This is a genomic window from Streptomyces humidus (assembly GCF_014649655.1).
GTDB classification, from domain to species: domain Bacteria; phylum Actinomycetota; class Actinomycetes; order Streptomycetales; family Streptomycetaceae; genus Streptomyces; species Streptomyces humidus.
Window position 1 is genome coordinate 1 of sequence record NZ_BMTL01000050.1, and the last position, 24721, is coordinate 24721.

Genomic DNA, 24721 nt, shown 5'->3' on the forward strand with positions numbered 1-24721 from the left:
CCGAGGCGACACTCGGGCTAGCGGCCTGCCCGCCCTCAGCCACCGAAAGCGAAACGGTCCGCCGACTCCGTCGGTGGACCGTCAAGAAAGATCGAGGCTAGCGCCACAGTCACTGGCGCAATGGTCGGCCGGCCGGTCACACCGGCCTCATCGGTCAATCCCGCCCCGCTGGATGTCATCCAGCGGGGCGGATTGCTTTTTCTCCAGCGGGTGACGTCGAGCGCGGGGTGGGCGGCGGCGATCTCCCGGCCGAGGGCCAGCGCGGGCTGCTGCTGGTCCAACAGGGTGGCAGACATCGATCCCGGCACAGGCACGTTGAGGAATGTTCAGATCCACGACACTCCGTATGAAGTCTTCTTCGAAGATGAGCATCTCCTTGTTGGTGAAATCCAGGCCCACGAGATCAGCCCCGACCTCGGGGAAACCTGGTCACCCGTCAGGCGGCGATGAGATGAACGAAGTATCCGCGAGTGAAATGCTCGCCGCATTCCAGTCCGACTCCGAGGCCGGCATTCAGGCCGAGAACGCACCGCTTTCCGGGGCGCGTTTCGAGATCTGGCTCAAGCCCCTTCCGGCGTCGATGCTTCGGGGCACCCTTCACAGGAGGGTGAGGACTCTCAGGGCATTCCGTGGCCCCGACAGTCGGCTTTGCGCGCCGCTGCAGGCTTACGGCAGGCGCGGGCCTCACCGCCTTCGCGATCGGAGACGCGCTACCGCGACCGTCGGCTGGGCCGATTCTGTAGAACGCCCACGGCACGTGCCGCCGGGGCAGCGTTTGAAATCTGGCCAGAAAATATGTCCGATCCCATGCCGCCTCCGTCAATTCGCCTCGTAACACCACAAGATCAATGATCGGGGTGGTCACGGGTGGGATCGCGTGCAGGGTCAAACACGAACAGGCTCAGGGCACTGACCCACCATCGCCGACCCTGTGTCCCCTCAGCAAGGCCGTTCAGGGCTGAGCGGGGCGGCTTCTACCGGAGGGACGTGGTGAAGGCGGCCCAGGTGGTGGGGGTCACGTGGAAGACGGGGCCGTCTTCGGGGGCGTTCTTGGAGTCACGGATGTGGATGGCGGTGGGGCAGGTGGCGACCTCGACGCATTCGCCGCCCTCGCTGCCGCTGTAGGTCGACTTGAACCACTGAAGGGCTTCGGCGCTCATTGCTCTCCCAGTAGTCGGTCCAGCAGGCCTTTCGACTCCTGCGGGGTCCCTGGCGTGCCGTCCCCGCCAGCGATGCGTCAGCCAGATGCCCAGGCCGATCAGCGGCAGCACGACGGCGGCCGGGATGAGCACGCCCGCCCCTCCGACGAGCAGGAAGCCGATCAGCGCGTCACCGACCGACGGGTCGTCCTCGCCGCCCAACTGTTCCTCCTTGCGCCCGCGTTCCTGATGAAGGCATCTCGGGGGACGCGTGCGTGCCAGGGCTCGGTTCCGATGTGGCATGGTCCACCGTGGCCTGGAAGCACTCCTTCGTCATGAGGGTGTGGACGTGGGTGTCAGCCTCGGTGTGCGCAGGGCTTGCTGAGGTACCGCGACTCCCTCCGTCGGTGTCCGGCGAAGATTTTCCGGGCTGATGTCTGAGATATCCGCCGGTGTCCAGGAAACAGCCGTGGTCTGCTTCGGGTTCGCATAAGGGAAAGCGGGCTGGTCGGCAACACGGCGTCGCATCAGCCGCGGCCGACAACGCGCTCACGGGCGGACCGGCGGCCAGGCGTCGCCCCAGTCGGCGTCGCGGGCCGCCCGGTACAGCTCGCCGTGCCGCTTCGTCACCGTCGTACGGCTGAGCCGCTCCTCGGTCTCGCACAGGTCGAGGAGCACCTGGCCCTTGCGGATCTGCGGCCGCCGGACGACGCGGGTGGGGGCCGGTGAGACGGGGAAGCGGGCGGCCGCCACATAGCTGAACTTCTCGTCCTCGTAGGGCAGCGAGCCGCCCTTGACCTGCCGGTGCAGGGAGGAACGGCTGACCCGCGCCGAGAAGTGGCACCAGTCCGACCCGGGCTCGATCGGGCAGGCCGCGCTGTGCGGACAGGGCGCGGCGACGCGGAAGCCGGCCGCGATCAGCCGGTCGCGGGCCTCGATCACCCGGGCGTAGCCGTCGGGGGTGCCGGGCTCCACGATCACCACGGCCTGCGCGGCCGACGCGGCCGCGTCCACGAGCGCGGCCCGGTCCGGCGCGGCCAGCTCGTTGAGGACGTACGAGACGGTGACGAGGTCGGTGCTCTCCAGCACCAGGGACGCGTTGACGCGGGCGCGCTGCCAGCGGACGTCCCGGAGCGGCGGGTGCGCGGCGGCGACCTCGCGGCCCAGGGCCAGGGCGGGCTCCGCCCAGTCGAGGACGGTCACCGGGCGGGTCCCCGCCCAGGTCGCGCTCACGGCCCAGGTCGCCGCGCCCGTCCCGCCGCCGACGTCGACATGGCTGCCGGGCGTCCAGTCCGGGGCCGCGTCCGCGAACGCCTCCAGCGCCGAGCGCACCGCCTCGAAGGTCGCCGGCATGCGGTAGGCGGCGTAGGCGGCGACGTCCGCGCGGTCGCGCAGGATCGGGGCGTCGGTCGGGGTCGCCCCCCGGTAGCTGGCGATGAGCCGGTCGACGGCCTGCGCGGCCTGCTTGGGCGGCAGCCCGTCCAGAAGGTCCCCGAGGGCGGCACGGAGAGTCTCGGCGGCGGATGCGGAGAGGTTCACGCGCCGATTTTCTCAGGCCGCGGGCCGCGCCCTCACCACGCACCCGCCCGCCCGGGGCCCGTGCCGGTCGCCCTCACCGCACCGCCATCGCCATCCGGGTCCCCGCCAGGGCGCGCGGCGCGCTGTCCGGCGCCCTGCGCACCGGATGCACCGTGTTCGCCAGCAGCACCACGAAGGTGTCCGTGGCGGGGTCGAGGACCAGCGAGGTCCCGGTGAACCCCGTGTGTCCGGCCGCGCCCTCACCGGACAGCTCGCCCATGAACCACGGCTGGTCCACCGCGAAGCCCAGCCCCGGAGGCGTCAGCAGCAGTTCCACGAAGTCGGGGCCGAGGACGCGGGCTGGACCGTACGAACCGCCCGCCAGCAGCGTCCGGCAGAACACCGCCAGGTCGCGGCCGGTGGAGAACAGGCCCGCGTGACCGGCCACCCCGCCCAGCGCCCACGCGTTCTCGTCGTGCACCACGCCCCGCAGCATCCCCCGGTCCGCCTTCGCCCACGGCCTGCGCTGGTCCTCGGTGGCGGCCGCGCCGGGGCAGGGCCCGAACGCGGTCGAGGTCATCCCCAGCGGACGGGTGATGCCCTCGTGCACCAGGACATCCAGCGTGCGCCCGGTCAGCCGCTCCAGGAGCTGTTGCAGCAGCAGCATGTTCAGGTCGGAGTACAGGTACGCGCCGGGCTCGCCCACCGGCGCCTCCGCGCGCAGCAGCGCGAGCCGCTCCCCGCCGTCCGCGCAGTCGTACAGGGGCAGTTCGGGGCGCAGCCCCGAGGTGTGCGTGAGGAGCTGGCGGACGGTGATGCCGTGTGCGGCGGCCGCGCCGAAGTCGGGCAGATAGGCGCCGATCCGGGCGTCGATGCCGAGGGTGCCCCGCTCGATCTGCTGGACCGCCGCGACCGAGGTGAACAGTTTGGTGAGGGAGGCCAGGTCGAAGGGGGTGTCCACGGTCATCGCGACCCGCGCCTCGGGCGGCAGCTCCACGCCCGCGCCGGCCGCCGGATCGTAGGCCGAGTACCGCACCGCCCAGCCCGCCGCCTCCCGCACGGCGATCACGGGGCCGCGCCCGGCGACCACGACGGCGCCGGCCGCCCAGGGCCGGTCGCCCGCGGTGAGGTCGGCGACGTCACGGACCAGCAGCCGCGTCTCCTCGGGGTCGAGCCCGGCCCGCTCCGGAGTGTCGACGCGCAGTCTCGGTGCGCTCAGCTCTCCTCCCCCGCTCTCGAAGGTCCCGGACCGGGATGATCGCCGTCCTGCGTCCCCGCGTCCGTCCAGGGACGGCACATAACCACGAAGCAGGCCGACGCCACCAGTGCGGCGGCCACCTGGACGACGGCCATCGGGACGGCGGTTCCCTCTCCGGCGATCCCGACGAGGGGGGTGGCGATCGCGCCGATCAGGAACGAGGAGGTGCCGAGCAGCGCGGAGGCGGAGCCGGCCGAGTGCCGGACCCGCATCAGGGCGAGCGTCTGCGCGTTGGGCAGCGTCACGCCCATCGCGGACATCAGCACGAACAGCGCGGCGGCCACCGGGGCCAGCCCGACCTCGCCGAACACGCCGGCCGTCATCGCCAGCAGCGCGGTCGCGGCCAGCGCCACCGTCGCCAGGCCGACCGCCAGCACCCGGTCCAGCCGCACCCGGCCCACCAGGATCTTGCCGTTGATCTGGCCGACCACCACCAGCCCGACCGAGTTCGCGCCGAACAGCAGACCGAACGTCTGCGGGGAGGCGCCGTAGATCTCCTGGACCACGAACGGCGACGCGGAGATGTACGCGAACAGCGCGGCGAAGGCGAAGCCGCCCGTGAGCAGGTAGCCGGCGAAGCGCAGGTCGGACAGCAGCCGGCGCATCGAGCGCAGGGCCTCGCCGACCCCGCCCGCGTGGCGTCCGCCGGCGGGCAGCGTCTCCGGGAGCCTGGCCCACACCAGAACGGCCAGCACCAGCCCGACCACCGTGAGCAGCGCGAACACGCCCCGCCAGTCCGTCGTCCGCAGGATCTGCGCGCCGATCAACGGCGCCACCACCGGGGCGACCCCGGAGATCAGCATCAGGTTGGAGAAGAAACGGGCCATCGCCACGCCTTCGTACAGATCCCGTACGACGGCCCGTGCGATCACGATCCCGGCCGCGCCCGCGAGTCCCTGCAGCAGCCGGAACGCGACCAGCACCTCGACGGTCGGCGCCAGAGCGCACAGGGCGGTCGCCACGACGTAGACGGCGAGCCCGGCGAGCAGCGGGCGCCTGCGCCCCCACCGGTCGCTCATCGGGCCGACCACCAACTGCCCCAGAGCCATGCCGGCCAGACACGCGGTGAGCGTGAGCTGCACCGTCGCTGCGGGCGCGTGCAGCGTGCGGGTCACCTCCGGCAGCGCCGGGAGGTACAGGTCCATCGACAGCGGGGGAGTGGCGGTCAGCCCGCCCAGGACGAGCGTGACGAGCAGTCCGGTCGTGCGCCGCTCGCGCGGCGACGCCGCGACGACGGCTTCCGGCGCTTCGGGTACGGCCCCACCCTCCGGCATGTCGCTGCCCCTCCCTCTCCGACGTCTCGGCCACCTATGCTCTCAGCTCGAACACACTGACGGGACGGCACGAGGGCGGGGCAGGGTATGACGACGGACACGGTGCGGTGGGGGATCCTGGCTACCGGCGGCATAGCCGGCGCGTTCACGGCGGACCTGATCGACCTGCCCGACGCCGAGGTCGTCGCGGTCGCCTCACGCACCGAGGTCTCCGCCAAGGCGTTCGCCGAACGGTTCGGCATCCCGCGGGCCTACGGCGAGTGGGCCGCCCTCGCGGCCGACGAGGACATCGATGTCGTCTACGTGGCGACCCCGCACGCCGCCCACCGCACCGCCGCGGGCCTGTGCCTGGAGGCCGGGCGCAACGTGCTGTGCGAGAAGGCGTTCACGCTGAACGTGCGCGAGGCCGAGGAGCTCGTCGCGCTGGCCCGGCGGCACGACCGCTTCCTCATGGAAGCCATGTGGATGTACTGCAACCCGGTCGTCCGCCGCCTCAAGGAGCTCGTCGACGACGGCGCGATCGGCGAGGTCCGCACCGTGCAGGCCGACTTCGGCCTCGAAGGGCCCTTCCCGCCCTCGCACCGGCTGCGCGACCCCGCGCAGGGCGGCGGCGCCCTCCTCGACCTCGGCGTCTACCCGGTCTCCTTCGCCCACCTGCTGCTCGGCGAGCCCTCGGGCATCGCCGCCCAGGCCGTTCTGTCCACCGAGGGCGTCGACCTGCAGACGGCGCTGGCGCTGTCCTGGGACTCCGGCGCGCTCGCCGCGCTGCACTGCTCCCTCTCCGGCGGCACCGGCACCACCGCCTCCGTCACCGGCTCGCGCGGCCGCATCGACATCCCGTCCGGCTTCTTCCACCCCGACCGTCTGGTCCTGCACCGCACCGGCCGCGACCCGGAGGAGTTCGCCGCCGACCCGGCGGACGGCCCCCGTACGACGTTCCGGCACGAGGCCCGCGAGGTCATGCGCGCGCTGCGGGCCGGCGAGACCGAGTCCCCGCTGGTGCCCCTCGAGGGCAGCCTCGCCGTCATGCGGACGCTGGACGCGGCCCGGGAACGGATCGGGGTCCGCTACCCCCAGGAGGCCTCCGGCGACCTGGGTCGCTAGGACCCGCGCGCGCTCCCCGGGGCCGCTCGCAGGGACCGCTCGCCGGACCGCTCGCGAGACGTGCCGTCTCACAGCCTTGGTACCGTCGGGGCATGGTCACCCAGTCCGGCAAACCGGCCCCCGACACCAGCCGCCGCAGTGAGCGGTCCCGGCGCGCCATCTACGACGCGGCCCTCGCGCTGGTCGTGGAGGTCGGCTACCCCAGGACCACGATCGAGGGCATCGCCGCCCGCGCGGGCGTCGGCAAGCAGACCATCTACCGCTGGTGGGGGTCGAAGGCCGACGTCCTGCTCGAAGCGTTCCTGGACCTCGGCGAGCTGGCCGCCCGCGACGCCGGCCGGGCCGGGCACGAGGCCGACGGCATCCCCGACACCGGCGACCTCGCCGCCGACCTCAAGGCCGTCCTGCGGGCCACCGTCGACCAGTTGAAGGACCCGCGGTTCGACGCCCCCTCCCGGGCGCTGGCCGCCGAGGGCGTGGTCGACGAGCAGATGGGCCGCGAGTTCACGGCCCGGCTCCTGGAACCGTCCCTCCAGCTGTACGTCGACCGCCTGCGCTCCGCCCAGCGGGCCGGCCAGGTCCGCGCCGACCTCGACCCGCGCATCGCCCTGGAGTTCTTCGTCTCCCCGCTCGCCCAGCGCTGGCTGCAGTACACGGGCCCGATCACCTACGAGTACACCGACACCCTCGTCGACTACGCGCTCCACGGCCTCGCCCCCAGGTGACCCGATGCCCGATGCCCGGTCACCTGATGCCCCGGAGCCCCGGAGCCCCCGCGATCCGCAACTCGCGGCCAGGAGCGATCCGGGGCACATCGGCCACTCTGGCCCCACCCGTCCCACCTGCCCCGTTTCACGGCTAGGGCCCCCGATGCGCGGGATGATGCGACGATGGGGCATGCTGTCCGCACCAGCGAGGCGAGGGGACAGATGAGCGCGGAGTTCGACGGCCGGACCGGACTGTGGGGAAGACTCACGGAGTGGCTGCGCGCGAGCGGCCCGACCGAAGCCGCCGACGGCGGCGACCGTGAGGCCCTGCTGCTGGCCGCCGCCGAAGCCGGACTGCCCCTGGCGCCCGCCGCGTATCCCGCCCCCGGCTACGGCTGCTCCTGCGACCGGGTCGGCTGTCCGACCCCCGCCCGCCACCCGGTGTCCTTCGCCTGGCAGACGCAGTCCACGACCGACCGCGCCCAGGTCGAGCGCTGGGCCCGCCACCAGCCCCAGGCCAACTTCATCACCGCCACCGGCACGACGCACGACGTTCTCGACGTGCCCCTGGAAGCCGGCCGCGAAGCCCTGGAGCGGCTGCTCGAGGACGGCGTCGACATCGGCCCGGTCGCCGAGAGCGACGACGGACGCCTGCTCTTCTTCACCCTCACCCGCGGCACCCCCGAGGACGAGGACGAGTGGTGGCCGTGCGAGCTGGACTGCCACCCCGAGACCATGGACGAGCACCCCGGCCTGCGCTGGCACTGCCGCGGCTCCTACGTCCTCGTGCCGCCCGCCCGCCTCCCCGGCGAGGACGGCCGGACCGTGCACTGGCTGCGCGGCCCCGAGCATCCGCTGCCCGACCCGCTGACCCTCCTGGAAACCCTCACCGACGCCTGCGCCCGCCACACCGGGCAGGACCACGACCACGCGCCGGGAGCCTGGCCGCTGCGCCGGTGACCGCGTGCCCCCGGGACCCGGGCCGCACCCGTCCGGTCCCGATCCGCACCCGCGCCGGCCTCACTCGCCCTTGGCGCCGGTGAACCCCTCCAGGCGGCTCAGCACCGACACCTTGCCGTCCTGCGCGCCCTTCGCGGGGCTCAGCGCGACGTCCGCGGCGACGAACTCCATCGTCAGGGACTGCTTGATCTCGCCGGTCGTCAGCGCGCGCACGTCCGGGTCCGGGGTGGGCACGGCGGCGCCCGCGGCCGCCGTCTGCTTCATGTAGTGGTGCGTGGTGAAGAAGACCAGCGCCCCGCCGTCCGCGGTGCGCAGCGCCAGCGGCGCGTACTCGCCCCCGGCCAGCGGCTGGTCGACGTACTGGGTGGCCAGGCCCGGCCTGGTGGCGTTCTTCGCCCGCGAGGCGCGCAGCGCGCTGGTGTACGCGCCGTCCGCGAAGGCGCCCCGGCCGCTCTGCAGGTACGCCGTGTAGTCCTTGCTCAGATCCCGGGGCGCCAGGGCGAGTCCGGCGGTGTCCGCGGGCACGGCCTCGGCCCACCCGTCCGCGTCCTTCTTGAACGCCGGCACCGCGCCCGGCGCCACCAGCGTCAGATACGTGGCCTGCCACGGCCGCTTGCGCGCCTCACGGGTGAACACCAGCAGCCAGCGGGCGTCGCCGCCCTTGTTGCCCTTCGCGTCGGCGACGAACCAGCGCGGCCAGCCCGCCTTCGCGGGGACGGTGTAGTTCACGTCCGACAACACCAGCGGCGTGTGCTGCGGGTTGCCCGTCGGGCTGTTGAGACGGCCGGCCTTCAGCCGCGCCGCGTCGATGACCGCGAGGGCGCCGGCGGTGTGCCCGGCGTCCAGCGAGGGGTCGTACGCCGCGTCCGCCTTGTTGTACGCGGCCGTGAACTGCTCGACGGCCTTCACGGCCTCGCCCCGCGTGGCCGACGGGAGCACCTCCAGCTCGCCGTGGACCACCACACAGCCGCTCGCCGTCAGCGAGACGGTGACGAGCGACGCCGTCGCGAGGGCGTACCGGTCAAGCCTGCGGAGTCCTCGACGCCCTCGAACCCCGGTCGTCAGGCTGCGTTCCCTGGTCATCAGGCGACTTCACCTTCCCCTTCCCGGAGGCGAACCCTACCGGGGCGAGGAACAGCGCGAGCGTCGGGACCAGGTAGAGCAGCCACACCGTGACCTGGAGGACCGTCGGATCGGGCTGGAAGTTGAACACGCCCTTCAGCAGCGTGCCGTACCAGCTGTCCGGCGGGATCGTGTCGCTGACGTCGAACGCCCGGTCCGTCAGGCCCGGGACCCAGTCGGCCTCCTGGAGGTCGTGGACCCCGTACGCCAGCACGCCCGCGGCCACCACGACCAGCATGCCGCCCGTCCAGGTGAAGAACTTCGCCAGGTTGATCCGCAGCGCCCCGCGGTAGAACAGCCAGCCCAGCAGGACGGCCGTGGCCAGGCCCAGCGCCGCGCCGACCAGCGGGCGCGGGGTGCCGTCACCGGCCGCGTGGACGGACGTCCACACGAACAGGGCCGTCTCCAGGCCCTCCCGGCCGACCGCGAGGAACGCGGTGGCCACCAGCGCGCCGGTGCCCATCGCGAGCGCCGTGTCCAGCTTGCCGTGCAGCTCCGACTTCAGGTGCCGGGCGGTGCGCCGCATCCAGAACACCATCCACGTCACCAGCGCGACCGCGATGATCGACAGGGAGCCGCCGAGGGCCTCCTGAGCCTTGAACGTCAGCTCCTGCGAGCCGAATTCGAGGACGCTGCCGAAGACCATCGCGATGAGCACCGCGATGGCGATGCCGGTCCACACCGGCTTCAGCGCGTCGCGGCGCTCGGTCTTGACCAGGTAGGCGATGAGGATGCAGACGACGAGAGAGGCCTCCAGGCCCTCGCGCAGTCCGATCAGGTAGTTGGAGAACACGGGTCACGCCTCCCCGGAGAACAGCGTCCGGCCCCACCAGTCGTCCTTGTCGCGGACGCCCGGCGGGACGGCGAAGACGGCCGAACCCACATGCTGGATGTACTCGTTGAGTGCGTCGGTGGCGAGATTGCGCTGGATGCGGATGAACCCGTTGCTCACGTCGCGCATGTAGGCGAGGAAGAACAGCCCTGCCTCCAGGCGCCCCAGACCGTCGGTGCCGTCGGTGAAGGAGTACCCGCGGCGCAGGATCGTCGACCCGTGGTTGGCGTCGGGGTGCGCGAGCCGCACGTGCGCGTCGGGCTTCATCGCCTTCAGGAACGGCTCGTCGCGCTCCTTCGCCTTGCCCACCGGAGCGCCCTCGCCCTTGTCACGGCCGAAGACGTCCTCCTGCTCCTGCAGCGAGGTGCGGTCCCAGGTCTCGATGTGCATGCGGATACGGCGGGCCACGAGATAGGAGCCGCCCGTCATCCACGCCGACTTCCCGGTGACGTCCTTCTCGCCGACCCACACGAACTTCTCCAGCCGGTCCGTCTCCGTGCCGGCGATGTTGCGGGTGCCGTCCTTGAAGCCCATCAGGTTGCGCGGGGTCTGCGCCTCGGGCGTGGTGGAGGAGGTCTTGCCGAAGCCCAGCTGCGACCAGCGGATGACGACCTTGCCCATGCCGATCCGGGCCAGGTTGCGGATCGCGTGCACGGCGACCTGCGGGTCGTCGGCGCACGCCTGGACGCACAGGTCGCCGTTGCTGCGGGCCGCGTCGAGGGCGTCCCCGGCGAACGTGGGCAGGTCGACGAGGGCGTCCGGCCGCCGGTCGGCGAGGTCGAACTTCCGGAACAGCGAGGGCCCGAACCCGACCGTCAGGGTCAGCCGGGACGGCTTGAGCCCCAGCGCCTCGCCGGTGTCGTCCGGCGGCGCCTCGGCGAGACCGCCGTAGGCGCCCTCCCCGACCGACTTCCCGGCCGTCATCCGCCGGGCCGCCTCCGTCCAGTCCTTCAGCACCTGGACGAACTCGGCGCGGTCCGTGGTCGTGACGTCGAACGCGGCGAAGTGCAGCCGGTCCTGCACCGGCGTGGCGATGCCCGCCTGGTTCACGCCGTGGAAGGCGACGGCGGCGCCCGTGTCGGCGCCGGCCGGGTCGACGTCGTTGCCGGTGCGGGTCATCGCGACCGCGCCGCCGGCCGCGGCGGCGCCGAGCGCGAGCCCGGCCCCGCCCCAGCCGATCAGCGACCGCCGGGAGGGACTCCCGCTCCTCGTCTGCGACTCCGTCATGTTCCTGTGCCCCTCGTTTACTTGGCGACGGCGGCGGCGAGCTTGGACAACGGCTCGGCGAGCGCGTTGACCGCGTCCGACAGTTCCTTGCGGCCGGCGGCGCCGACCTTGTCGTAGGAGGTGAACTCGTACGACGTCTTGTTCGGGCGGTACTTGTCCAGCAGCGCCTCCAGCGCGGCGAACTGCTTGTCCAGCTCGGTGACCAGGGCGGCGTCGTTCTCCTTGGCGACCGGCTTGAGCAGCTCGTAGGACTGCTGCGCACCCTCGACGTTGGCCTTGAAGTCGACCAGGTCGGTGTGCGAGTAACGCTCCTCCTCGCCGGTGACCTTGCCGGTGGCGACCTCGTCGAGGAGCTCCTTGGCGCCGTTGGCCATGGAGGTCGGGGTGATCACGGCCTTGCCGACCCGCTTCTGCCAGTCGGTCAGGTCGGTGACGAGCTGGTCGGCGAGGGTCTTCTCCTCGGCGCCGATCTTCTTGTCCTGCCAGAGGGCCTTCTCCAGCCGGTGCCAGCCGGTCCACTTCTGGCCGCTCTCCAGGCCGTCGGCGCGCACGTCGACCTTGGGGTCGATGGTGCCGAAGGACTCCGCGACCGGCTCGGTGCGCTCCCAGCCGATGCGCGAGGGCGCATAGGCCTTCTTGGCGGCCTCGACGTTCCCGGCCTTGACCGCCGCGACGAAGACGGCGACCTTGGGCAGCGTCTCGTCGGCCTGGGTCTGCGCGTAGGCGCGGTAGGCGGCCACGGCCTGGTCCAGGCGGGGGTCGCGCGCGGCGGTGGAACCGCCGGTGACCTTGAGGGTCTGGCGGATGCCGTCGCCCTTCATGCCCGGCTTGCAGGCGATGCGGTACTCGCCGGCCTTCACCTCGGCGGTGACCCGCTGCTTGGTGCCGGGGCCGATGTTCTCCCGTTCGCTGACGATCCGGTCGTCGGGGAAGAGGAGGTAGACCTCCGTGACCTTGGAGCCCTTGTTCTCGACGGCGAGTTCCACGTGTCCGGCGGAGATCTCCTTCCTGGAGGTCTCACACGTGGAGTCGGTGGCCGTCACCCCGATGACCCGCTCGCCGTCCTTGGCGTCGCTCTTCGAGGCGCAGCCCGTGACGGCGGTCAGGGCCGTGACGGCGGCTACGGCGGTGACGACGGACAGTCCGGCGGCTCGCATTCAAGCTCCCAGCGGTGGCTGAAAACCGCGTGACTGGCGCACGCGGATTGGTGAGGCTCACCTAACTTATCCAAGGCTTACCTGCCTGATACCCGTCGAGGCCGTGATTCACCTCTCATAGACGCTGTAAGAGCACGAGACGATCACGGTGAGACAAAGCGGACGTCAAGGGGAGGTCAAGAGAAACTCAAGGATTCCGCTTCCTGTGCCGCCCACGCCTCCCGGACGGCGAACCCGCCCTCCGGGACGGGCCGCCGTCCGGGCCGGACCGCCGCCCGACCGGTGCTTCAATTCCCCGGTGACTGATTACGACGTGCTCCGTGTCTTCTGCGCGCCGAACGGCGGCTACGGCAACGAACTGGGCGTGGTCCGCGAAGGCTCGGTGCTGCCGGACCCGGAGGACCGCCAGGGCCTCGCGGCGAAGCTCGGCTTCAGCGAGACGGTGTTCGTCGACGACCCCGAGCGCGGAGTCATCGACATCTACACGCCCACCCTGCGGCTGCCCTTCGCGGGACACCCGTGCGTGGGCGCCGCCTGGCTGCTCGACGTGCCCGAGCTCGTCACCCCGGCCGGCGTCGTGGGCACCCGCCTGGACGGGGAGTTCACCTGGATCGAGGCACGCGCCGAATGGGCCCCGCCGCGCACCCTCCGGCAGTACGCGACGGCCGCGGAGGTCGACGACCTGCCCGTGCCGCCCAAAGGCGAGTGGATCTACGCCTGGGCCTGGGAGGACGAACCGGCCGGCCGGATCCGCGCCCGCGCCTTCCCCGGCCGCGACGACGGCGTCGACGAGGACGAGGCCACCGGCGCGGCCGCCCTCCTGCTCACCGAACGGCTCGGCCGCGCCCTGAACATCACGCAGGGCGCGGGCTCCCAGATCCTGACGGCCCCGCAGCCCCACGGCTGGGTGGAGGTCGGCGGCCGGGTGTTCCTGGAGCGCTGAGCCCTTCGAGCCGGTCCCTGGGGTCCGTACGGGTGGTGTGGCGTGTGCGCGGGGAGGCGAACGGGGACCTCTGGGCGTGACCACTCAGCCCCGTGAGAGGAACGTCATGCGTATCCGTTCAGTCCTGGCCGCGACCGTCCTGGGCATCGCGCTCGCCGCCGTCGGCGCGACGACCGCCACCGCCGACGAGGCCCCCCGCCCGCACCACCACTTCAGGGTCGTCTGCAGCCCGTACATCGGCGCGATCGACACGGTCTCCGCGGACATCTTCTGGGCCGGCAAGCACTGCGACCGGTTCTGACCGACCCCGGGCCCCCTCGCGGCGAAGCGAGGGGGCCCGGCCCGCGCGCGGGGGAAGCCCGTGACCGCGAAAAGCCCGCCCTCCGAGGAGAGCGGGCTCGCACGCGGGCGGCTACGGCAGGGTGAGGACCTCCGCCCCCGTCTCCGTCACCACCAGGGTGTGCTCGAACTGGGCCGTGCGCTTGCGGTCCTTGGTCACCACGGTCCAGCCGTCGTCCCACATGTCGTAGTCGTGCGTGCCGAGCGTCAGCATCGGCTCGATGGTGAACGTCATCCCCGGCTGGATGACGGTCGTCGCGTGCGGGCTGTCGTAGTGCGGGATGATCAGCCCGGAGTGGAACGACGAGTTGATGCCGTGACCGGTGAAGTCCCGCACCACCCCGTACCCGAACCGCTTGGCGTACGACTCGATGACCCGCCCGATGACGTTGATCTGACGGCCGGGCCTGACCGCCTTGATCGCCCGCTCCAGGGACTCCCGGGTCCGCTCCACCAGCAGCCGCGACTCCTCGTCGACGTCCCCGACCAGGTACGTGGCGTTGTTGTCGCCGTGCACCCCGCCGATGTACGCGGTCACGTCGAGGTTGACGATGTCGCCGTCCCGCAGGACCGTCGAGTCCGGGATGCCGTGGCAGATGACCTCGTTGACGCTCGTGCACAGCGACTTCGGGAAGCCCCGGTAGCCCAGCGTCGACGGGTAGGCGCCGTGATCGCACATGTACTCGTGCGCGACCCTGTCCAGTTCGTCGGTGGTGACCCCCGGCGAGATCAGTTTCGCGGCCTCCGCCATCGCCCGCGCGGCGATCCGGCCGGCCCGGCGCATCGCCTCCACCGTCTCGGGCGTCTGCACCTCCGGCCCGGTATAGGGCGTCGGCGCCGGTTTGCCCACGTACTCGGGGCGGCGGATGTTTCCGGGCACGGAACGGGCGGGGGACAGCTCCCCCGGTGCGAGCAGCGACTGGCCAGACATGCCAGTGAGTCTAACGAGCGGGCATGGGGGAACATGACGATGGCGAGAGGAGCCGTCATGCCCCTGTTCAAGAAGCGGACCGCCGGCAAACCGGGCGAGTGGTACTACTGCCTGGAGCACAAGAAGGTCGAGGACGGGCCGGAGTGCCCGGCCAAGGACCGGTTCGGCCCGTACGCCACCCGTGCGGAGGCCGAACACGCCATGGAGAGCGCCCGCGAACGCAACCTCCAGTGGGAGAACGACCCCAGATGGCACGACGCCCCCACGGGCGGACCCACGGACGAGGACTGACCTCCACCAGAACATGTGGCCGGGCGGTCACCGCTCAGCGCGGGTGCGGCCGTCGACCGCTGCGCCCGCGCCCGCGCCGTCCCGCGAGGCCCGCCAGGCGGCGAGACGGGGCGAGACCGGGGAGCGGCCCGCGAAGACGTGCGGGGACCGCGGAGGGCCGAGGGTCGATGGAGGGGCCGGAGTCCGTCACGCGGGGTCATGGCCGGCCGTGAGGAAAGCCGGGGACCACAGCTTCTGCCGCGTCACCAGGGGGGAGGAGGCGGCGCCGTCAGACGATCGGCGAGGCGGGAGAGACGGTCCGCGAGCCGTCGGCGCCCTCGGGCCGGCGGCAGCGTCTCACCGGCCGCCGCGCTCACCAGGTGCTGCACGGTGTCCAGGTCCAGCTCGGAGCCGTCCGGCACGGCCAGCGCCTCGTGCGCCAGCGCCGCCAGATCCCTCTCGACGGGACCGAGCGCGAGCACCGTGACCCCGGCCCGGCGGGCGTCCGCCACCCGCTCCAGAAGCGGTGCGTCCGCCGACGGCGACGCCACCAGCAGCGTCTCGCCCCGCCGCGCAGCCTCGATCCGGCCCGGACCCACCGCGAGGTGCGCGGGGTCGCCGGCTCGCGGATCGTGACGGACCAGCGTGGGCGCCAGCTCCGGCGTGCCCGACCACGCCGCCTCGTCCACCAGATGCGCCGCGAGATGCCAGGGCTCGTACTCCGCCGTGCCCGCCAGCAGCAGCCCGCCCCCGTGCGACACGACCGACCCCCGCAGCACCGCGGCGAACCGCCGGGTGGCACCCAGCCACTCGGTCCCGGCGAGCACCTCACGCAGCAGCGCGACCCGTACGGCGTCCATGCGCCCGCATGCTGCCGCACCCGGCCGCCCCCGGCCCGGGGTTCGCCGCCCGTTCACCCGACATGAGGAAGGGCCGCCGGACGTGCCCACGTAAAGTCGGCCCATGACCTCTACCGACAGTGCTCACCACACCCCCGGGGCCGCCCCCGCGAAGGCCCCCGCGAAGGACCCCTGGGATCTTCCCGACGTGTCCGGACTGGTCGTCGGCGTGCTCGGCGGCACCGGCCCGCAGGGCAAGGGCCTCGCCTACCGCCTGGCCAAGGCCGGCCAGAAGGTGATCATCGGCTCGCGCGCCGCCGACCGCGCCCGGGCCGCCGCCGAGGAACTCGGGCACGGTGTCGAGGGCGCCGACAACGCCGAGACCGCGCGCCGCAGCGACATCGTGATCGTCGCCGTCCCGTGGGACGGCCACGGCAAGACGCTGGAGGCCCTGCGCGAGGAACTGGCGGGCAAGCTCGTCGTCGACTGCGTCAACCCGCTCGGCTTCGACAAGAAGGGCGCCTACGCGCTGAAGCCGGAGGAGGGCAGCGCGGCGGAGCAGGCCGCGGCCCTGCTGCCGGACTCGCGCGTCGCCGCCGCCTTCCACCACCTGTCGGCGGTCCTTCTGCAGGACCCGGAGATCGACGAGATCGACACCGATGTGATGGTGCTGGGCGAGGAGAGGGCCGACGTCGAGATCGTGCAGGCGCTGGCCGGCCGCATCCCCGGCATGCGCGGCGTCTTCGCGGGCCGGCTGCGCAACGCCCACCAGGTGGAGTCCCTGGTCGCCAACCTGATCTCGGTCAACCGCCGCTACAAGGCCCACGCCGGGCTGCGCGTCACCGACGTCTGAGCGCATGGGGGACACTGGACGGCGAAGCAGTGTCCCCCGACAGGAGCCGACCGACATGCCTCCCCTGCCCTCGCCCGGCCCGACCCGGCGACTCGCCCTCTACAGCCTCGTCGTCTGCGTGCTCGCCGTGGCCGCGGCGGTCGTCTCCTTCGTCCAGGGCAGCCTCCTGGGCATCGTGTGGGTGCTGCTCGCGGGCCTGTCGTCCAACATGACCTGGTACTACCTGAAGCGGGACAAGGCGCGCAGGACTGACCGGACCCAGGTCACGGGCTGACCCGGGTCACGGGCCGGCCGAGGTCACCGGCCGGCCGAGCAGAACTCGTTCGTGCCCTGCCAGAAGCGGTACAGGGACTGACCGCAGTACGTGTCAATTTCGCTGATCCCGAGTTGGCGCAGCAGCGCGTCGACCACGTCGAAGAAGGCGCTGTTCACCGACGGCACCCACAGCAGGGCGAACACGAACAGCAGGCCGAACGGCGCGAACGGCTCGACCTGCCGCTTCACGCCGTACGACAGCCAGGGCTCGATGACCCCGTAGCCGTCCAGACCCGGCACCGGCAGGAAGTTCAGGATCGCCGCCGTCACCTGGAGCAGGGCGAGGAAGCCGAGCGCGAACCGGAAGTCGTCCGGCACGCCGTCCAGCGCGTCCAGCCAGAACGGCGCCGTGCACACCACCGCGAACAGCACGTTCGTCAGCGGCCCGGCAGCCGAGATCAGACTGTGCCGCCACCGCCCCCGGATCCGCCCGCGCTCGATGAACACCGCGCCGCCCGGCAGACCGATCCCGCCCATGACCACGAACAGCACCGGCAGGACGATGCTGAGCAGGGCGTGCGTGTACTTGAGCGGGTTGAGGGTGAGATAGCCCTTCGCGCCGACCGAGATGTCGCCGCTGTGCAGGGCGGTCCGCGCGTGCGCGTACTCGTGCAGACACAGGGACACGATCCAGGCCGCCGTCACGAACAGGAACACCGCTACGCCGGGCTGCTCGGCGAAGCCCGTCCAGGTCGCCCAGCCGGTGACCGCCGTCACGGCCAGGATGCCGATGAAGACGGGACTGATCTGGCGCTCGCTGTCGCGGGTGGTGGCGGTCGTCATGGGGCCCCCTGAGTTCGTACGCACATGTGGAACTGCCCGACCGTACCGGGCACACCGGGGAAACGTCTCATGCCGGGCCCCGGGTTCCGCACGGACGGACCGGGCCCGCCGGGCTCCGGCGCACCGCGCGCGGGCCGGGCGCGCCGGGTGGGACGGGCGGATCGGCTGGGACCAGGGCACGGCGTTCGCCGCCACTCCGGGAAACCCCGTGACCCTCGCCGACCGCGCCGGGGACAATGACTCCCGTGCGCTACCGCATTCTCGGCACGACCCAGGCACTCCGCCCGGACGGCACCCCCGTCGTGGTCGGCGGGGCGCGGCTGCGCGCCCTGCTCACGGTGCTGGCGCTGCGGGCCGGGCGGAGCGTTCCGGCAGGGCTGCTGACGGCGGAGGTCTGGGCCGGGGAGCCGCCCGCCGACGCGCCGGGCGCGCTGCAGGCGCTCGTCGGCCGGCTGCGCCGGATCCTCGGCGCGGACGCGATCCACTCGGCCGCGGGCGGCTACCGGCTGGCGGCCGTCCCCGACGACGTCGACCTGCACCGTTTCGAGCGGCTGACCGCCGACGGGGCGCGCGCTCTGGCGGACGGCGACCCCGCCGAGGCGGCCGTCCTGCTGGACGACGCCCTCGCCCTGTGGCACGGTCCGGCCCTCGCCGACCTGCCCGACCGGGCCGCCGAGGCGGCCCGCTGGGACGCCCGTCGCCTGGACGCGGCGCGTGCCCGCCACACCGCCGCGATAGCCCTCGGCCAGGCCGGGCAGTCGCTGCCCGAGCTCACGGCCCTGTGCGACGCCCACCCCCTGGACGAGCCGCTCCAGGCGCTGCGGCTGCGCGCCCTGCGCGACGCGGGCCGCACCGCCCAGGCGCTGGCCGCCTACGACGAGGTGCGCCGACTGCTGGCGGAACGCCTCGGCGCCGACCCCGGGCCCGAACTGCGCGCCCTGCACGCCGAACTGCTCAGCCCGCGAGCTCCGCGAGTCCCGCAGGGCCCGCAGGCCCCGCAGGTCGCGGCAGCCCCGGCAGCCCCGGCGGCACCGGAGGGGCCGGGGGAGGGGGAGCCCGCGGGGACGGCCGCCCGGTCGGTGCGGGTCTCCCGGTCCGGGGCGCCGCCCGCGCTGGGCAACCTCCGCGCGCGGCTCACCTCGTTCGTCGGCCGCGAGGACGACATCGCGGCCCTCCGGGGCGACCTCGCGAGCGCCCGTCTCGTCACGCTGCTCGGGCCCGGCGGGGCCGGCAAGACACGGCTGTCGCAGGAGGCCGCCGAGGCCGTGGGGGACACGGCACGCGACGGCGTCTGGCTGGCCGAGCTCGCGCCCGTCGCCGACCCGGAGGCCGTGGCGCAGACCGTCCTCACCGCCGTGGGGGCGCGCGAGACCGTGCTGTACGGCGCCGGCGCCGACGAGCTGCGGGCCGTCGCCGAGCGTCGCGGCGACCCTGTGGAGCGGCTGGTCGAGCACTGTGTCCGACGTCGCATGCTCATCGTCCTGGACAACTGCGAACACGTGGTGGAGGCGGCCGCCCGGCTGGTCGAGGAGCTGCTGGCGCGCTGCCCCGGGGTGACGGTGCTGGCCACCAGCCGTGAGCCCCTCGGCGTGCCCGGGGAGGTCCTGCGCCCGCTGGACCCTCTGCCGGAGCCGGCCGCGCTGCGGCTGCTCGCCGACCGGGGCGCGGCCGCCCGGCCGGGCTTCCGCGTCGAGGACGACCCCGAGGCCTGTGCCGAGATCTGCCGTCGCCTCGACGGTCTGCCCCTCGCCGTCGAGCTCGCCGCCGCCCGGCTGCGGATGCTGACGCCCCGCCAGATCGCCGGCCGGCTCGACGACCGCTTCCGTCTGCTCACCTCCGGCAGCCGTACGGTCCTGCCCCGCCAGCAGACCCTGCGGGCCGTCGTCGACTGGTCCTGGGACCTGCTCGACGAGGACGAACGCGACGTCCTGGCGCGGCTCTCCGTCTTCGCCCGGGGCTGCGACCTGGCCGCGGTCGAAGCCGTGTGCGCCCCGCCTGCCCCTTCCGCCTCGCCTGCCCCATCCGCCTTGCCTGTCCCGCCCGCCTTCGCGCCCTCGGACGCCGTCGGCGCCCCCGAGCCCCGCACATCCCCCGCACCCCCCACCTCCCCCGACCCGCAGGCCTTCCTCGGCCTCTCCAACTCCCGCACGCCGCACGCCCCCCGCGCCTTTCGCGCTGTCCGCAGCCCCCTGGACTCCCTCGCCTCCCTGGTCGACAAGTCGCTCGTCGTCGCCGCTCCCGCGCCCGGCGGGGGAATGCGCTACCGGCTCCTTGAGACCGTCGCCGAGTACGCGGGCGAACGGCTGGACGAGTCGGGGAGGCGGGCGGCCGCCGAGCGCGCGCATCTGACGTACTACCGTGAACTCGCCCGCACCACCGAGCCGTTGCTGCGCGGTTCGGGGCAGCGCGAGGCCGTCGAGCGCTTCCAGCTCGAGTACGAGAACCTGCGCACCGCGCTGCGCCGGGCCGTCGACGCGCGCGACGAGCAGGAGGCGCTCAGCCTGACCCTCTCCCTGGTCTGGTACTGGCAGATGCGCGACCTGCGCCTGGAGGCCCGCGCCTGGTGCGTCGAGGTCATGGCCCTGGGCCCCGACCCGTTCGCCGAACCCCTGCGCCGGGCCGCCCCGGTGTGGAAGCCGTGCATCGACGCCCCGCCCCCACTGGCCGGGGAGCTGCTCCTGGAGGCCCGCCGAGGCGTCCATCTCGCGCATCTGGCCTGTATGGAAACCGAGTTGGCGACCTGGCGGAGCCCGGCCGCGCAGGCCAAGCTGCGCCTGATCGCCGAGGTCTACGAGCCGGGACTCCCACAGACCTGCCGGACGCCCGGACTGCTCTGGTTCTTCGCCGTGCTGATGACCGGCGACATGGAGCGGGTCCGGGTGGTCTCCGACGCCAACGTCGACACCTGCCGCCGCACGCCGGGCTACGAGTGGGAACTCGCCTCCTGTCTGCAGCTGCGCGCCAACATCCTCGCCAACCGGTCCGAGTGGGCCGAGAGCGCCCGCCGTGACGCCGACGAGGCGCTGGAGATCTTCCGGCGGCTCGGCGACGTCTGGGGCACCGCAGAGGCGCTCTCCGCCCGCGCCGAGGCCCATGAGCGGCTGGGCGACTACCGCAGGGCCGCCGCCGACTACGAAGAGGCCATCGACCACGCCGAACGGCTGAACGCCCGGATGCAGGCGGCGTTTCTGACAGCGCGGCTGGGCAGCGTGCTGCTGGAGGTGGAGGACGGGGCGCGGGGCGAGCGTCTGCTGCGCGAGGTGATCGACCGGCCCGAGCAGAGCGGACACGAGGCCCTCCCGGTGGCCCGGCTCGTTCTCGTCGGCCGGCTCGGCATCACCGGTCGCCGGGCCGAGGCGCGCGAGCAACTCCGTCTGCTGCGAGGGAACCTGGACTCCGGGCGTCTCGCGGTCTTCGAAGCCTTCGCGCAGGGCACGGAGGCCTGGCTCGACGCGGTCGAGGACCGTTACGAGCAGGCCCTGACCGGCATCCGCGCCGCGCTGCTCCGGGCAGCCGACCCGCTGTCCCTGGCCATCGCCCCGCACCTGCGCTCCGTCTACCTCTGCGTCGCCGCGACCGCTCTCGCCGGCGTGGACGGCGGCAGCCACGCCGCTGCCGCCGCCCGCTGCCTGGGCGCCGCCGACGCGCTGCTGCCGCCGGGGCACGTGCACACGCGCTGGGAACGCGAGGCGCACGACGTGGCCGTGACCCGGGCCCGTGCCGCCCTCGACGACGACGACTTCGCGTCGGCGTACGCCGAGGGCGGTGGCCTCTCCTACGAGGAGGTCACCGCTCTGGTGGGACGCACACCGCCCCCGGTGGACCGGTCACGGGCGCCGACGACGCTCCTGACCGGTCCACCGGGAGCGGGTGGCGCCTAGCTCTTGGTCCGGAACTTGTGGATCGCGATCGGGGCCATCACCGCGGTGAGCCCGACCGACCAGGCCAGCGTCACCCACAGGCCGTGCGCGACCGGGCCGCCCGACATCAGACCGCGCGCCGCGTCCGCGAGCGCGGACAGCGGGTTGTAGTCGGTGAAGGCCTGGAGCCAGCCCGGCATCGACGCCGTGGGGGCGAAGATCGACGAGCCGAACTGCAGCGGGAAGAGCACCAGGAACCCCATGGCCTGCACGGACTGGGCGTTCTTCAGGACCACGCCCAGGGTGAGGAACACCCACATGATCGACGAGGCGAACACGGTGGACAGACCGACGGCCGCGAACAGTCCCGGCCAGCTCTCGACGTCGAATCCGACCAGGACGGAGACGATCATCAGCACGGTCGTCGCGAAGAGCATCCGGACGATCTCCACCGAGATCTTCGCGAACAGTACCGAGCCGCGCCCGATCGGCAGCGAGCGGAAGCGGTCCATGACGCCGGAGTTGAAGTCCTGGCTGAAGCCGGTGCCGACGCCCTGGGACAGCGTCATGCTCATCATCGCGATCATGCCGGGGATCACGTACTGGACGTAGCCGTCCTGGCCGCCGCCCAGCGCCTGCCCGATCGAGCCGCCGAAGACGTACACGAAGAGCAGGGTGAAGACGATCGGCATCAGCAGCGCGTCGAACATCGACTCCGGGTCCTGCCGTATCCACAGCAGATTGCGGCGGACCAGAGCCCCGGTGTGGCGCAGGTGACCGCGCAGCGGGATGCGGGCGTCCGCCTCGATGCCGGCGGCAGGAGCGGTCGTGGCGCTCATACGGAGACCTTCTCACGGGTGTCGGCGGGCTCGGCGTCGTCCACGGCGCCGGCGCGGTGGCCGGTGAGGGACAGGAACACCTCGTCCAGGCTGGGCAGTTCGGTGCTGATGGAGGCCAGGGTGACGCCTCGGGCGGTGACCGCGCCGACCACGGCGGTCAGTTGCTCGTCGCTGAGGACCGGTACCAGGACCGAGCCGCGCTCGGCGTCCACTACCGTGGTGGCGAGTCCGGTGAGGCCCAGGTCGTCGATCCATCCGGCGAGTGTGCGCAGTTGCGCCGGGTCGGCCGGGCGGACCCGCAGCGCGCGGCCGCCGACCTTCGCCTTCAGCTCTTCGATGGCGCCGTTCGCGATGACCCTGCCCCGGTCCACGACGGTCAGCTCGGAGGCGAGCTGCTCGGCCTCCTCCATGTACTGGGTGGTGAGCAGGACGGTCACCCCGTCGCCGACCATCCGCTTGACCTCGCCCCAGACCTCGTTGCGGGTGCGGGGGTCGAGCCCGGTGGTCGGCTCGTCCAGGAACAGCACGTGCGGACGTCCGATCATCGACGCGGCCAGGTCGAGCCGTCGCCGCATGCCGCCGGAGTACGTGCTCGCCGGCCGCCTGGCCGCGTCCGTGAGCGAGAACCGTTCCAGCAGCTCGTCGGCGCGGGCGCGGGCGTCCTTGCGGGACAGGTCGAGCAGGCGTCCGATGAGGTACAGGTTCTCCCAGCCGGGGAGCTTCTCGTCCACGGAGGCGTACTGACCGGTGAGGCCGATGACCCGGCGCAGCTGCCGGGGCTGGCGTACGACGTCGTAGCCGACGACGGTCGCGTGTCCGCTGTCGGGGGCGAGCAGGGTGGACAGGATCCGTACGAGGGTGGTCTTTCCGGCGCCGTTCGGCCCCAGCACCCCCATGACGGTGCCTTCGCGTACGTCCAGGTCGACCCCGTCCAGGGCCTTGGTCTCGCCGTAGTGCTTCACCAGCCCCCGAACGGTCACGGCGCTCGTCGCGCCTGCGGGGTTCGTGTCGATTCGCGTCATGCCGACAACAGTGCCGCCCCCCGCCGACAGAATGCCGACAGAACGCCGACGACCGCCGACAGTCACCGACAACCGACCGACAACCGCCGGGCGACCGACCGACGCCCCGGCGGGCCACCGGCAGGGCCTGCGCCGCCATGCGGGCCCGCCCGCCGACCGTCCCACCCCGCCGACAGCAGCCGCCGGCAGCCCGCCGACGGGGGACGGTCGGCGGGCTGCCGTGGTGCGGGGCCGGCTCCGGTTCTAGGGCGTGTTTCGAAAGTCCCGTCTGCCCGGCGACGCCTGGCACGCACGCTCGCCGCGTTGTCGGGATCACCCCGATACATCCAGTATCGGGGCGACCCTCCGCCTTGCGATCGCACGCACCAGACGCCGCCGGGCCCGCCCTCCGGGCGGGCGACGCTACTTTCGAAACGCGCCCTAGTGGACGGAGTGCTCGTCCAGCGGGAACGTTCCGCCGACGACGTCCTCCGCGAAGGCCTTCGCCGCGTTCCCCATGACCTCACGCAGGTTCGCGTACTGCTTGACGAACTTCGGCACCCGGCCGCCGGTCAGCCCGAGCATGTCGGTCCACACCAGCACCTGCGCGTCGGTCTCCGGACCGGCGCCGATGCCCACCGTCGGGATGTGCAGCACGCGCGTGACCTCGGCCGCCAGCTCCGCCGGCACCAGCTCCAGCACCACCGCGAACGCGCCCGCGTCCTGCACGGCCTTGGCGTCCCGCAGCAGCTGGGCGGCCGCCTCCTCGCCGCGGCCCTGCACCCGGTAGCCCATGGAGTTCACGGACTGCGGGGTCAGGCCGATGTGCGCCATGACCGGGATGCCGGACTCGACGAGGAGCTCGATCTGGCGGTGCGAGCGCTCGCCGCCCTCCAGCTTCACGGCTCCGACGCCGGCCTCCTTGACCAGGCGGGTCGCGGAGCGCAGCGCCTGCACCGGCCCCTCCTGGTAGGAGCCGAAGGGCAGGTCGCCGACGATCAGCGCCCGGGAGGTGCCGCGCACGACCGCCGCCGACAGCATGGTCATCTCGTCGAGGGTGACGGGCACGGTCGTCTCGTACCCCAGGTGGCAGTTGCCCGCGGAGTCGCCGACGAGCATCACGGGGATCCCGGCCTCGTCGAAGACGGACGCGGTCATCGCGTCGTACGCGGTGAGCATGGGCCACTTCTCGCCCCGTTCCTTGGCGAGCGCGAGGTCGCGGACGGTGATGCGGCGCGTGCCCTTCCCCCCGTACAGCGCCTTGCTGCCGTCGGCGGGCTTCGTCGGGGCAGCCGAGAACTGCGTCATGGCAACGGCTCCTTCGTCATCTCGAGGCGCCCTCACGGCGTCCCCGGACCACCTCCCATGGTGGCACCTCGCGTCGGAGAGGGCCAGAGCGCCCCCTGTGGGTAAAGCCTCAGTAAGAAAGCCGCCGAACGAATCGATACGA

General features: G+C 72.8%; 24 protein-coding genes. 9 read left to right on the forward strand and 15 right to left on the reverse strand.

Going from position 1 to position 24721, the window contains the following annotated elements; genetic code table 11:
- Positions 1–35 precede the first annotated feature (35 nt).
- The 5 genes from IE239_RS37490 to IE239_RS37510 form a co-directional block, all read right to left on the reverse strand.
- A complete protein-coding gene (locus IE239_RS37490) occupies positions 36–296 on the reverse strand; it encodes a hypothetical protein (protein ID WP_190153932.1) in 261 nt (86 codons plus the stop codon).
- A gap of 678 nt (positions 297–974) precedes the next feature.
- On the reverse strand, positions 975–1361 hold the full coding sequence (locus IE239_RS43190) for a DUF397 domain-containing protein (protein ID WP_308435454.1): 387 nt from the start codon (positions 1359–1361) through the stop codon (positions 975–977).
- A gap of 327 nt (positions 1362–1688) precedes the next feature.
- Complete coding sequence (locus IE239_RS37500; protein ID WP_190153933.1) at positions 1689–2678, reverse strand: small ribosomal subunit Rsm22 family protein; 990 nt, start codon at positions 2676–2678, stop codon at positions 1689–1691.
- A gap of 73 nt (positions 2679–2751) precedes the next feature.
- Positions 2752–3945 carry a serine hydrolase domain-containing protein gene (locus IE239_RS37505; RefSeq protein WP_373308210.1) on the reverse strand — a complete coding sequence of 398 codons (1194 nt, stop codon included), beginning with the start codon at positions 3943–3945 and terminating at the stop codon, positions 2752–2754.
- Entirely contained in the window at positions 3873–5189 is a 1317-nt protein-coding gene (locus tag IE239_RS37510) for a multidrug effflux MFS transporter (RefSeq protein ID WP_190153934.1), read from the reverse strand. Before IE239_RS37510 ends, IE239_RS37505 begins: the two co-directional genes overlap by 73 nt.
- An 87-nt stretch (positions 5190–5276) precedes the next feature.
- Between IE239_RS37510 and IE239_RS37515 the strand changes: the two genes are divergently transcribed.
- From IE239_RS37515 to IE239_RS37525, 3 genes are all read left to right on the forward strand, one after another.
- On the forward strand, positions 5277–6293 hold the full coding sequence (locus tag IE239_RS37515) for a Gfo/Idh/MocA family protein (protein WP_190153935.1): 1017 nt from the start codon (positions 5277–5279) through the stop codon (positions 6291–6293).
- Positions 6294–6385: 92 nt separating this feature from the next.
- Positions 6386–7018, forward strand: coding sequence for a TetR/AcrR family transcriptional regulator (locus IE239_RS37520; protein WP_190153936.1), 633 nt, complete (start codon positions 6386–6388; stop codon positions 7016–7018).
- Between the two features lie 204 nt (positions 7019–7222).
- The gene (locus IE239_RS37525; RefSeq protein ID WP_190153974.1) at positions 7223–7960 is read left to right on the forward strand and encodes a bifunctional DNA primase/polymerase; all 738 of its coding nucleotides are present in this window, start codon (positions 7223–7225) and stop codon (positions 7958–7960) included.
- A 60-nt stretch (positions 7961–8020) separates the two neighbouring features.
- On the opposite strand, the gene IE239_RS37530 is transcribed toward IE239_RS37525, so the two are convergent.
- The 4 genes from IE239_RS37530 to efeO are packed head-to-tail and all read right to left on the reverse strand — an operon-like array spanning position 8021 to position 12298.
- Positions 8021–9043, reverse strand: coding sequence for an SCO2278 family lipoprotein (locus IE239_RS37530; protein ID WP_190153937.1), 1023 nt, complete (start codon positions 9041–9043; stop codon positions 8021–8023).
- Entirely contained in the window at positions 8982–9875 is an 894-nt protein-coding gene (gene efeU / locus IE239_RS37535; RefSeq protein ID WP_190153938.1) for an iron uptake transporter permease EfeU, read from the reverse strand. Before efeU ends, IE239_RS37530 begins: the two co-directional genes overlap by 62 nt.
- Positions 9876–9878: 3 nt before the next feature.
- Positions 9879–11141, reverse strand: coding sequence for an iron uptake transporter deferrochelatase/peroxidase subunit (gene efeB / locus IE239_RS37540; protein ID WP_190153939.1), 1263 nt, complete (start codon positions 11139–11141; stop codon positions 9879–9881).
- 17 nt (positions 11142–11158) lie between these two features.
- Complete coding sequence (efeO, locus tag IE239_RS37545; protein ID WP_190153940.1) at positions 11159–12298, reverse strand: iron uptake system protein EfeO; 1140 nt, start codon at positions 12296–12298, stop codon at positions 11159–11161.
- Between the two features lie 298 nt (positions 12299–12596).
- On the opposite strand from efeO, the gene IE239_RS37550 reads away from it, so the two are divergent.
- Together IE239_RS37550 and IE239_RS37555 are read left to right on the forward strand one after the other, a co-directional pair.
- Positions 12597–13241, forward strand: a complete 645-nt coding sequence (locus tag IE239_RS37550; RefSeq protein WP_190153941.1) for a PhzF family phenazine biosynthesis protein — start codon at positions 12597–12599, stop codon at positions 13239–13241.
- 106 nt (positions 13242–13347) lie between these two features.
- A complete protein-coding gene (locus IE239_RS37555; protein ID WP_190153942.1) occupies positions 13348–13542 on the forward strand; it encodes a hypothetical protein in 195 nt (64 codons plus the stop codon).
- Positions 13543–13653: 111 nt separating this feature from the next.
- Here the strand turns inward: IE239_RS37555 and map are convergent, their stop codons facing one another.
- Positions 13654–14511 (reverse strand): type I methionyl aminopeptidase, encoded by an 858-nt coding sequence (map, locus tag IE239_RS37560; protein WP_190153943.1) that lies wholly within the window; start codon positions 14509–14511, stop codon positions 13654–13656.
- A 57-nt stretch (positions 14512–14568) separates the two neighbouring features.
- On the opposite strand from map, the gene IE239_RS37565 reads away from it, so the two are divergent.
- On the forward strand, positions 14569–14802 hold the full coding sequence (locus IE239_RS37565; protein WP_190153944.1) for a hypothetical protein: 234 nt from the start codon (positions 14569–14571) through the stop codon (positions 14800–14802).
- Positions 14803–15044: 242 nt separating this feature from the next.
- Here the strand turns inward: IE239_RS37565 and IE239_RS37570 are convergent, their stop codons facing one another.
- Positions 15045–15641, reverse strand: a complete 597-nt coding sequence (locus tag IE239_RS37570) for a hypothetical protein (protein ID WP_190153945.1) — start codon at positions 15639–15641, stop codon at positions 15045–15047.
- Positions 15642–15744: 103 nt separating this feature from the next.
- Between IE239_RS37570 and npdG the strand changes: the two genes are divergently transcribed.
- Together npdG and IE239_RS37580 are read left to right on the forward strand one after the other, a co-directional pair.
- Positions 15745–16473, forward strand: a complete 729-nt coding sequence (gene npdG / locus IE239_RS37575) for an NADPH-dependent F420 reductase (RefSeq protein ID WP_190153946.1) — start codon at positions 15745–15747, stop codon at positions 16471–16473.
- Positions 16474–16477: 4 nt separating this feature from the next.
- Positions 16478–16747 (forward strand): hypothetical protein, encoded by a 270-nt coding sequence (locus tag IE239_RS37580; protein WP_190153947.1) that lies wholly within the window; start codon positions 16478–16480, stop codon positions 16745–16747.
- Between the two features lie 23 nt (positions 16748–16770).
- Here the strand turns inward: IE239_RS37580 and IE239_RS37585 are convergent, their stop codons facing one another.
- Positions 16771–17571: a site-2 protease family protein gene (locus tag IE239_RS37585; protein WP_190153948.1), complete on the reverse strand. Its 801-nt coding sequence runs from the start codon at positions 17569–17571 to the stop codon at positions 16771–16773.
- Between the two features lie 236 nt (positions 17572–17807).
- Between IE239_RS37585 and IE239_RS42695 the strand changes: the two genes are divergently transcribed.
- Positions 17808–21452 carry an AfsR/SARP family transcriptional regulator gene (locus tag IE239_RS42695; protein ID WP_229878649.1) on the forward strand — a complete coding sequence of 1215 codons (3645 nt, stop codon included), beginning with the start codon at positions 17808–17810 and terminating at the stop codon, positions 21450–21452.
- On the opposite strand, the gene IE239_RS37595 is transcribed toward IE239_RS42695, so the two are convergent.
- From IE239_RS37595 to panB, 3 genes are all read right to left on the reverse strand, one after another.
- Complete coding sequence (locus IE239_RS37595; RefSeq protein WP_190153949.1) at positions 21449–22270, reverse strand: ABC transporter permease; 822 nt, start codon at positions 22268–22270, stop codon at positions 21449–21451. The genes IE239_RS42695 and IE239_RS37595 overlap by 4 nt on opposite strands.
- Positions 22267–23292: an ATP-binding cassette domain-containing protein gene (locus IE239_RS37600; protein ID WP_190153950.1), complete on the reverse strand. Its 1026-nt coding sequence runs from the start codon at positions 23290–23292 to the stop codon at positions 22267–22269. Before IE239_RS37600 ends, IE239_RS37595 begins: the two co-directional genes overlap by 4 nt.
- Before the next feature lie 420 nt (positions 23293–23712).
- On the reverse strand, positions 23713–24579 hold the full coding sequence (gene panB / locus IE239_RS37605; protein WP_190153951.1) for a 3-methyl-2-oxobutanoate hydroxymethyltransferase: 867 nt from the start codon (positions 24577–24579) through the stop codon (positions 23713–23715).
- Positions 24580–24721 lie beyond the last annotated feature (142 nt).

Excerpts from the sequence above, each read along its gene's own strand:
- IE239_RS37490 (WP_190153932.1), bottom strand. The coding sequence starts at position 296 with ATGTCTGCCACCCTGTTGGACCAGCAGCAGCCCGCGCTGGCCCTCGGC.
- IE239_RS37510 (WP_190153934.1), bottom strand. The coding sequence starts at position 5,189 with ATGCCGGAGGGTGGGGCCGTACCCGAAGCGCCGGAAGCCGTCGTCGCG.
- IE239_RS37515 (WP_190153935.1), top strand. The coding sequence starts at position 5,277 with ATGACGACGGACACGGTGCGGTGGGGGATCCTGGCTACCGGCGGCATA.
- IE239_RS37520 (WP_190153936.1), top strand. The coding sequence starts at position 6,386 with ATGGTCACCCAGTCCGGCAAACCGGCCCCCGACACCAGCCGCCGCAGT.
- IE239_RS37525 (WP_190153974.1), top strand. The coding sequence starts at position 7,223 with ATGAGCGCGGAGTTCGACGGCCGGACCGGACTGTGGGGAAGACTCACG.
- IE239_RS37530 (WP_190153937.1), bottom strand. The coding sequence starts at position 9,043 with ATGACCAGGGAACGCAGCCTGACGACCGGGGTTCGAGGGCGTCGAGGA.
- efeB (WP_190153939.1), bottom strand. The coding sequence starts at position 11,141 with ATGACGGAGTCGCAGACGAGGAGCGGGAGTCCCTCCCGGCGGTCGCTG.
- efeO (WP_190153940.1), bottom strand. The coding sequence starts at position 12,298 with ATGCGAGCCGCCGGACTGTCCGTCGTCACCGCCGTAGCCGCCGTCACG.
- IE239_RS37555 (WP_190153942.1), top strand. The coding sequence starts at position 13,348 with ATGCGTATCCGTTCAGTCCTGGCCGCGACCGTCCTGGGCATCGCGCTC.
- map (WP_190153943.1), bottom strand. The coding sequence starts at position 14,511 with ATGTCTGGCCAGTCGCTGCTCGCACCGGGGGAGCTGTCCCCCGCCCGT.
- IE239_RS37565 (WP_190153944.1), top strand. The coding sequence starts at position 14,569 with ATGCCCCTGTTCAAGAAGCGGACCGCCGGCAAACCGGGCGAGTGGTAC.
- IE239_RS37570 (WP_190153945.1), bottom strand. The coding sequence starts at position 15,641 with ATGGACGCCGTACGGGTCGCGCTGCTGCGTGAGGTGCTCGCCGGGACC.
- npdG (WP_190153946.1), top strand. The coding sequence starts at position 15,745 with ATGACCTCTACCGACAGTGCTCACCACACCCCCGGGGCCGCCCCCGCG.
- IE239_RS37580 (WP_190153947.1), top strand. The coding sequence starts at position 16,478 with ATGGGGGACACTGGACGGCGAAGCAGTGTCCCCCGACAGGAGCCGACC.
- IE239_RS37585 (WP_190153948.1), bottom strand. The coding sequence starts at position 17,571 with ATGACGACCGCCACCACCCGCGACAGCGAGCGCCAGATCAGTCCCGTC.
- IE239_RS42695 (WP_229878649.1), top strand. The coding sequence starts at position 17,808 with ATGACTCCCGTGCGCTACCGCATTCTCGGCACGACCCAGGCACTCCGC.
- IE239_RS37595 (WP_190153949.1), bottom strand. The coding sequence starts at position 22,270 with ATGAGCGCCACGACCGCTCCTGCCGCCGGCATCGAGGCGGACGCCCGC.
- IE239_RS37600 (WP_190153950.1), bottom strand. The coding sequence starts at position 23,292 with ATGACGCGAATCGACACGAACCCCGCAGGCGCGACGAGCGCCGTGACC.
- panB (WP_190153951.1), bottom strand. The coding sequence starts at position 24,579 with ATGACGCAGTTCTCGGCTGCCCCGACGAAGCCCGCCGACGGCAGCAAG.